Genomic DNA, 5,976 nt, shown 5'->3' with positions numbered 1-5,976 from the left:
CTGCGACCTTCGGGTTATGAGCCCGACGAGCTGCCAGACTGCTCCACCCCGCGTCGGAGAAACGCCATATTAGACAAGTCGAAATGCTGCGTCAAGCTTTTTTTGCATCATCACCATCAGGCGGTCGGATTCGTCATCAGGAAAGCCCGCCAACGCCGCGGCTTCAGCCCCGTGCCGACGTCTTGTCCGGCGCCTGCAGAAGCGCCGTTGTCGGCAGCCAGCCAAAGGTCTGGGCGGTATAGACCGACGCGCAGAGGCTCAGGAAGTTGCGAAAGAGATCGACCGGCTGCCGATCCATCGAATCGGTAAAGTCGAACTGGCTCCCGAACATGTGGAACTCGCCGCAGATGCTGTTGAAGAGGGTGTCGAAGAAGGCATCGCGGCGAGCCTCCGGCGCCTTTTCGGTGACAAGCTGCTGGAGCAGCGGCCCATAGGTGACCTTGGCCAGGGATTTGACGCTGCGGGCAAAATCGTCGGCGCGGTCGTCGGGGAAGTTCACCATCGTGATCTTGAATGACCGACCGTCCTTGGGATGTTTGGTGTGAATACGGATCTGCATGGTCGCGGCTGACAGCTGGGGGCCATTACTTAACGACCCCGGCCGGACGAGCTTGATGCCGGAATACCCGAAACGCGTCGCCTCACCCCAGATGCACTGCGACTGCCTGCCGTGGGTGGGCTGTGCGGCGCGCGCCAGCCCCGGGCCTCGACCACCGGCCCGCACGCCGCACAGCCCACCCACGGCAGGCAGTCGCAGTGCAGTTCGAAGTAGCGCGGCCCGGTCTGCACCTGAGCCGCTTTCGTGCGGACGGCTGGCGCCGGCTTCGCGGCGGCCTCCACCAGATCCCCCTGGGCCGGCAGCCAACGCTCGAAGGCCGCGAGATTGGGAACGCTCTGGACGTACCACAGCTTCTTCGCCGGATCCCAGCGCGCGCCCAGGCGCTTGGCTTCATCCTTCTCGGCAAACGGTACGCGCAGGTAGGTTTTCATGGCGGGGTCACTTTCCAGTCAGGCGCGACGAAAGCCGGCGCCGCTTTTCGGCGCCCTGCCGGCTTTGCCGCATGTCGATCACAAACGATGCCACCGCCACCAGCGCGACGACGACGCATCCGCCGATGATGATGTAACCCACGATTCCATGCATTTCAGGATGCAGAGTTGATGCTGGAGGAAGAAGAAAAGCCGGGCGGATTCTTCCGCCGCGCGAGCCCAATGAAAAAGCCGACCCTGACGGATCGGCCTATCTCCTTGAATCCAATGGTGCCGGTGAAAGGAATCGAACCCTCGACCTTCGCATTACAAGTTAGAGGGGGCCAACTTTAACTTAGACAAACAAACCTTAATAACACCATACAAATCAACGAACTTAGCCTATACTTCAGCTTAACGGGGTTACACGAAACCTACTGTTTTTCGACCCAGACCGTAACCCCAGCGTAACCCCGACTTTCTCAAACGCATAACGGTGAAAACATGGGCGAAGTGAAACGGTTCCTCTTCGGAAAAGAAAAGATTGAGGCCCTTCCGTCTCCCAAGCCTGGCAGTCGCGACACGTACCACGACTCAAAGATTTCCGGCCTGCAGCTGCGCGTTTCATCAACGGGCGTCAAGACCTTCTCGATCTACCGGCGAACCAAGGGGGGAGCGCCTGAGCGGGTCACCCTGGGGCGCTTCCCGGCCATGACCGTGGAGCAAGCGCGAAAGGCAGCAGCGTCGGTGAATGCCGAGATTGAGGCCGGAGCGAGCCCGGCGACTGCGCGCCGGGCGGTGCGCGGAGAGCCCACATTCTCCGAAGCCTTCGAGACCTTCCTGTCTGGCAAACGCAAGCGCGATGGCACACCGCTGGCCGAGAGCACCAAGCGCGACTACCAAGACGTGATGCGCCTCTACCTGGGCACCATCGCCGGCAAGAAACTGTCCCAGATCGAACGCGCCGAAGTGAAGGCGATCCACCGCAAGGCGAACACCAAGAGCGCGGCGCAGGCAGACCGGGCCGTGGCAGTCGTGTCCGCAGTCTTCACTTTCATGGCCGACCAAGAAGTGTTCACCGGCCCGAATCCCGCCAGCCGTGTGCAGAAGAACCCGCCGCCGTCCCGCGACCGTTTCGCCCAAGGCTACGAACTACCCTACCTTCTCGAGGCCGTCGCGCGGTCCGACCAAAGGGATTACTTCCTGCTGTCACTGCTCACCGGCGCCCGCCGCTCCAACGTACAGGCGATGACTTGGCGCGACCTCGACCTTCCCGGCGCCGTGTGGCGCATCGTCAAGACCAAGAACGGCACGCCGCAGAATGTTCCGCTGTCGCCAGAGGCCGTCATGGTGCTGAAGGCACGCCAGGAGCGTGCCGGCACTTCCCCGTTCGTTTTCCCGGGCACCGGCAAGACCGGGCACCTCGTTGAACCGAAGAAGGCATGGGCAACGATCCTGCGCACCGCCAGCCTGCTCCGCCTGCTGGATGCCCTCAAGCTTGAAGACTCCGCCCGCACCGAGGCCGACGCCCTACTGGCGCAAGGGATCGCCAAGGCTGAAAAGCGGCATCACGCCCTGGCGACCGCGGCGCAGATCAACCCTGCTGACTTCGCCATGACCGACCTGCGGATCCATGACCTGCGCCGCACCCTTGGCAGCTGGCAGGCAAAGACCGGCGCATCGATGGCGATCATCGGCAAGAGCCTGAATCACAAGACCCACCAGGCCACCGCGATCTACGCGCGGCTGGATCTGGACCCCGTGCGCCAGTCGGTGAACGTCGCCACCGCTGCAATGCTCGAAGCCGCCGGCCTGAAGGAAGGTGCTGATGTGCTTCCGCTTCGGCAGAAGCGCAGCAAGTCATAACGCTACATTGAACAATGTAACCCCATGCTATACACTGAGCCATGATCAAGAGCTTCGAGCACAAAGGGCTTCAGGCCTTCTTCGAAACCGGAACCAAGGCAGGCATTCAGCCCCACCATGCCCCGAAGCTGGCCCGCCAACTGGCGCGACTGCACGCCGCCAACGCACCCGAGGACATGAATCTGCCAGGCTGGCGCCTGCACCCTCTTCAGGGCGAATTGGCGGGCCATTTCTCGGTGACGGTGAATGGGAACTGGCGCCTGACTTTCCGTTTCGACGGCGGAGACGCAGTTCTGGTCGATTACCAGGACTACCACTGAAAGGATCCACCATGACGACGATGTTCAACCCGCCCCACCCTGGCGAAGCGCTGCGCGAGGACGTGCTGCCGGCGCTGGGGCTGACCGTCACCCAGGCGGCCGAACAGCTCGGCGTGACTCGCGCGGCACTGTCCCGCGTGCTCAACGGCCGAGCAGCCATCTCACCCGAGATGGCGCTGCGCCTCGAAGGCTGGCTGGGCGTGAAGAACGGCGGCAGCGCCGATGCCTGGATCGCACAGCAGGCCGCTTACGACCTCTGGAAGGCGCGCGCCGCGGGCGCCCCTGTCGTGAAGCGGGCGCCGGAGTTGCTGGCGGCCTGACCGAGTTTTACCGCCGCCGGACGGCCTCCGGCAAAGCGGGCCAGACAGGTGCTACCAACACCCGCCGGCCCTGACCACCACGTGAAAATGAGGTTCACATTATGGCTACCAAAAAGTTTATCGGATGTTCGGTTTTGTTTGGTTCTGTTTCGTTGTGCAACAAACGAAACGAAACGAACAAGCGCGTTGAGTTGGCTGATCTGATGGCCACCTTGATGGCGCGAGAACGCGCTGCAACCTGCCTTCGGGCCCAGGGCGTGCCGGAGGATCAGGCAGCCCAGTGCAAGTGCCTGTTTTGCTCCGCTGAGACGCAGCGGGAGAGGTTCGGCGAGACCTTCGACGAGATGGCGGCAAAATTCGCCGAAGAGGAGGCCTCGGCCGCCATCAAAGCGAAAGCTCGCGAGAAAACGCGTTACGTCCACCGGCTCCTCGCCTCTGCAGGGGCGAGGAACAACCGCCTGAAATCTGTCGCAATCAGGGGGCTATGATGGGAGCGCAAGAACATTGGCGGCCTGCTGAGGCTGCCGTTTTCGAGGGCGAAACCGATGCCTGCGTGCAGTTGCTCAGGCTGTTCAGCAACGAGCAAATGAAGTCCATCGTGGCGGAGTGCCTGCGGCTTGGACAGATGAACTTCGACACCTTGGTGCGCTTACAAGCAAGCGACCCTGCCGCCTTCAGCCGTGAGTTTGGAGCGGCGGATGATCTGCTGGACTGGGCTCGCCGAGTCAAGGAACTGGCCGATCAGATTTTCATTCGAGTGGCTTCCGCCAGGGCAGATTGGGACTGATTTAGGCAGCAAGGGGGCTCACGCTCCCTTGCTTCAAGCCTTTCGGGCTACCTGAAAATACGGCGAACGCGGGAAGGACGCTATGAAGGAAGACTGGCGTAGCTTTTGGGCTGGAATCACCACTCTGACGGTGGCGGACTTCATACTTTTGACATACAACGAAAACCCAAAGACAGTTGAGCGACAACCGGACAGTCAAGAGAGAACCACTCAAATCCTGAATGCAATCGACAGCAATAGGCTAGACGCCTCTTTTGGGTATGGGGTACCGACCCACCGCTTACTTAGGCCTATCCCGGGAATCAAGCAAGATCAAGCTTGTTTAGAACATCCCGCGAACAGAATGCTGCTGCTTTCCGACGCACTGAAGTTTGCGGTTGAAGTCGGCAAGTGGGAGATCCCCGAGTGGTTGCATGGCATCTACTTGGAGAGCCTCCCCCAATCGAATGGCTCTCACTCAACAGGAGATGAACTGACCCGAGCGAAGGCCCGGATTACCGAGTTGGAAGCGGAGCTAGAGCAGCTCAAGTCAATGACGCAGGAGGTGTCAGCTTGGAGAGAGAATGCTTCAGAAGCACTCCAGATCAAAGGGGAGACTTTCAAGAAACTCTTGGGACTCATTGCCAAATTTCCGAGCCAATACCCAAATCGATCCAAGGCGAAGCTAGATGCAGATGTACGCCCCTGGATGGAAAAGGAAGCCGGACTTTCTAAACGAGAGACTCACGTATTCGGCGTCATCATTGCCCAACACTTTGGCCTGAAGAACTGACACCAAGCCGAATTTCAGCCTGCCACGTCGCTCCATCGAAACTTTTGCCTGGCACCCTGAAGCCCAGTATTGGCAGGCCTGACAGGTACCTGACAGGCTTTTTCCTGTCAGTTTTTTCTGCTTCCTGTCAGGTCCCTGCTTAATCAAAAGTCCGCATCCATACCGCACCTCAGCGGGATTAATTGGATGCGAACCATGCACACTCAGCCAACCGCCCACACCTCCGGCCTCCGGGCCGTCCTGTCCACCGGCTCCGACCTGCTTGACGATCACGCCGCAGCCGCACTTCTCGACGTTTCCCCCGGCACCCTCTCGGTCTGGCGCAGCACTGGCCGCTACGCCCTCCCCTTCCTCAAAATTGGCCGTAAGGTCCGCTACCGCCGCTCCGACCTTGAGGCATGGATGCAGGCCCGCACCCGCGAGTCCGGCGCCACTGCCTGACGGGAGCGGACGCCATGACCGACAAGAAAAAGGGCCACCCCAACGAGGGCAGCCCGAAAGACGATTTCAGCCGCGATCATAGGCCACCGGCCGTCACCGGGCAATGCGCCGAGGTGCTCGAACTGCTGCGCTGCGAAGGCGCCGTGCTGTCCTTCCGCATGACCGCTGAGCTTGCGATTCCCGAGGCTGCCGCCCGCATTCATGACCTGCGTGCCCTGGGCTTTCACGTCCAAACGACGATCCTGCCCGAAGTAGAGTTTCGCGGGCGCATCCGGCGCAACGTGGCCCTGTACTCGCTGGGCGTACCGTCATGGCCCGCACCCGGCTTCATGGAAGGGGGTGGAGCATGAGTATGACGCCCAACGTCACCCAGCTGACAGCAGAGCAGCGCGCGGGCGAGCTCGCTCACGACCTGCTCGATGAGCTTCTGCGCACCGCGAACCAGGGTAAGCGTCGTCCCTGTCCCGTCTTGATCCCATTTCTTTGAGCAGCGAAGGTGTC

General features: G+C 61.1%; 13 protein-coding genes. 10 read left to right on the top strand and 3 right to left on the bottom strand.

Features of this window, described 5'->3' with window-relative positions:
- Positions 1-163: 163 nt before the first annotated feature.
- Genes Q0672_RS09730 through Q0672_RS09720 form a run of 3 tightly spaced genes read right to left on the bottom strand, consistent with a single transcriptional unit; the run spans position 164 to position 1,132 of the window.
- Entirely contained in the window at positions 164-559 is a 396-nt protein-coding gene (locus tag Q0672_RS09730; RefSeq protein ID WP_298621788.1) for a hypothetical protein, read from the bottom strand.
- 29 nt (positions 560-588) lie between these two features.
- The gene (locus tag Q0672_RS09725) at positions 589-990 is read right to left on the bottom strand and encodes a DUF5710 domain-containing protein (RefSeq protein ID WP_298621787.1); all 402 of its coding nucleotides are present in this window, start codon (positions 988-990) and stop codon (positions 589-591) included.
- 7 nt (positions 991-997) lie between these two features.
- Positions 998-1,132 (bottom strand): hypothetical protein, encoded by a 135-nt coding sequence (locus Q0672_RS09720; RefSeq protein WP_255425183.1) that lies wholly within the window; start codon positions 1,130-1,132, stop codon positions 998-1,000.
- Positions 1,133-1,161: 29 nt separating this feature from the next.
- On the opposite strand from Q0672_RS09720, the gene Q0672_RS09715 reads away from it, so the two are divergent.
- The 10 genes from Q0672_RS09715 (at position 1,162) to Q0672_RS09670 (ending at position 5,962) form a co-directional block, all read left to right on the top strand.
- The gene (locus Q0672_RS09715; RefSeq protein WP_298621786.1) at positions 1,162-1,323 is read left to right on the top strand and encodes a hypothetical protein; all 162 of its coding nucleotides are present in this window, start codon (positions 1,162-1,164) and stop codon (positions 1,321-1,323) included.
- 150 nt (positions 1,324-1,473) lie between these two features.
- Positions 1,474-2,835 (top strand): tyrosine-type recombinase/integrase, encoded by a 1,362-nt coding sequence (locus Q0672_RS09710; protein ID WP_298621785.1) that lies wholly within the window; start codon positions 1,474-1,476, stop codon positions 2,833-2,835.
- Positions 2,836-2,876: 41 nt separating this feature from the next.
- The gene (locus Q0672_RS09705; RefSeq protein WP_298621784.1) at positions 2,877-3,155 is read left to right on the top strand and encodes a type II toxin-antitoxin system RelE/ParE family toxin; all 279 of its coding nucleotides are present in this window, start codon (positions 2,877-2,879) and stop codon (positions 3,153-3,155) included.
- An 11-nt stretch (positions 3,156-3,166) separates the two neighbouring features.
- Positions 3,167-3,475: a HigA family addiction module antitoxin gene (locus tag Q0672_RS09700; protein ID WP_298621783.1), complete on the top strand. Its 309-nt coding sequence runs from the start codon at positions 3,167-3,169 to the stop codon at positions 3,473-3,475.
- 101 nt (positions 3,476-3,576) lie between these two features.
- Complete coding sequence (locus tag Q0672_RS09695; RefSeq protein ID WP_298621782.1) at positions 3,577-3,963, top strand: hypothetical protein; 387 nt, start codon at positions 3,577-3,579, stop codon at positions 3,961-3,963.
- The gene (locus Q0672_RS09690) at positions 3,960-4,262 is read left to right on the top strand and encodes a hypothetical protein (RefSeq protein WP_298621781.1); all 303 of its coding nucleotides are present in this window, start codon (positions 3,960-3,962) and stop codon (positions 4,260-4,262) included. Before Q0672_RS09695 ends, Q0672_RS09690 begins: the two co-directional genes overlap by 4 nt.
- Before the next feature lie 82 nt (positions 4,263-4,344).
- Positions 4,345-5,034 carry a hypothetical protein gene (locus Q0672_RS09685; RefSeq protein ID WP_298621780.1) on the top strand — a complete coding sequence of 230 codons (690 nt, stop codon included), beginning with the start codon at positions 4,345-4,347 and terminating at the stop codon, positions 5,032-5,034.
- 195 nt (positions 5,035-5,229) lie between these two features.
- Positions 5,230-5,475 carry a helix-turn-helix domain-containing protein gene (locus Q0672_RS09680; RefSeq protein ID WP_298621779.1) on the top strand — a complete coding sequence of 82 codons (246 nt, stop codon included), beginning with the start codon at positions 5,230-5,232 and terminating at the stop codon, positions 5,473-5,475.
- 14 nt (positions 5,476-5,489) lie between these two features.
- Positions 5,490-5,825 (top strand): helix-turn-helix domain-containing protein, encoded by a 336-nt coding sequence (locus tag Q0672_RS09675; RefSeq protein WP_298621778.1) that lies wholly within the window; start codon positions 5,490-5,492, stop codon positions 5,823-5,825.
- A gap of 2 nt (positions 5,826-5,827) precedes the next feature.
- A complete protein-coding gene (locus Q0672_RS09670; protein ID WP_298621777.1) occupies positions 5,828-5,962 on the top strand; it encodes a hypothetical protein in 135 nt (44 codons plus the stop codon).
- Positions 5,963-5,976 lie beyond the last annotated feature (14 nt).

The sequence above is a fragment of the uncultured Zoogloea sp. genome (assembly GCF_937894855.1).
GTDB classification, from domain to species: Bacteria; Pseudomonadota; Gammaproteobacteria; order Burkholderiales; family Rhodocyclaceae; genus Zoogloea; species Zoogloea oryzae.
The sequence above is the reverse complement of the archived record's forward strand: the minus strand, read 5'-3'. Positions and strand labels throughout refer to the sequence as shown.

What these genes read in the sequence shown, in the direction of transcription:
- Q0672_RS09705 (WP_298621784.1), top strand. Translation starts at nt 2,877, where the DNA reads ATGATCAAGAGCTTCGAGCACAAAGGGCTTCAGGCCTTCTTCGAAACC.
- Q0672_RS09725 (WP_298621787.1), bottom strand. Translation starts at nt 990, where the DNA reads ATGAAAACCTACCTGCGCGTACCGTTTGCCGAGAAGGATGAAGCCAAG.
- Q0672_RS09715 (WP_298621786.1), top strand. Translation starts at nt 1,162, where the DNA reads ATGCTGGAGGAAGAAGAAAAGCCGGGCGGATTCTTCCGCCGCGCGAGC.
- Q0672_RS09695 (WP_298621782.1), top strand. Translation starts at nt 3,577, where the DNA reads ATGGCTACCAAAAAGTTTATCGGATGTTCGGTTTTGTTTGGTTCTGTT.
- Q0672_RS09670 (WP_298621777.1), top strand. Translation starts at nt 5,828, where the DNA reads ATGACGCCCAACGTCACCCAGCTGACAGCAGAGCAGCGCGCGGGCGAG.
- Q0672_RS09730 (WP_298621788.1), bottom strand. Translation starts at nt 559, where the DNA reads ATGCAGATCCGTATTCACACCAAACATCCCAAGGACGGTCGGTCATTC.
- Q0672_RS09710 (WP_298621785.1), top strand. Translation starts at nt 1,474, where the DNA reads ATGGGCGAAGTGAAACGGTTCCTCTTCGGAAAAGAAAAGATTGAGGCC.
- Q0672_RS09700 (WP_298621783.1), top strand. Translation starts at nt 3,167, where the DNA reads ATGACGACGATGTTCAACCCGCCCCACCCTGGCGAAGCGCTGCGCGAG.
- Q0672_RS09690 (WP_298621781.1), top strand. Translation starts at nt 3,960, where the DNA reads ATGATGGGAGCGCAAGAACATTGGCGGCCTGCTGAGGCTGCCGTTTTC.
- Q0672_RS09675 (WP_298621778.1), top strand. Translation starts at nt 5,490, where the DNA reads ATGACCGACAAGAAAAAGGGCCACCCCAACGAGGGCAGCCCGAAAGAC.
- Q0672_RS09680 (WP_298621779.1), top strand. Translation starts at nt 5,230, where the DNA reads ATGCACACTCAGCCAACCGCCCACACCTCCGGCCTCCGGGCCGTCCTG.
- Q0672_RS09685 (WP_298621780.1), top strand. Translation starts at nt 4,345, where the DNA reads ATGAAGGAAGACTGGCGTAGCTTTTGGGCTGGAATCACCACTCTGACG.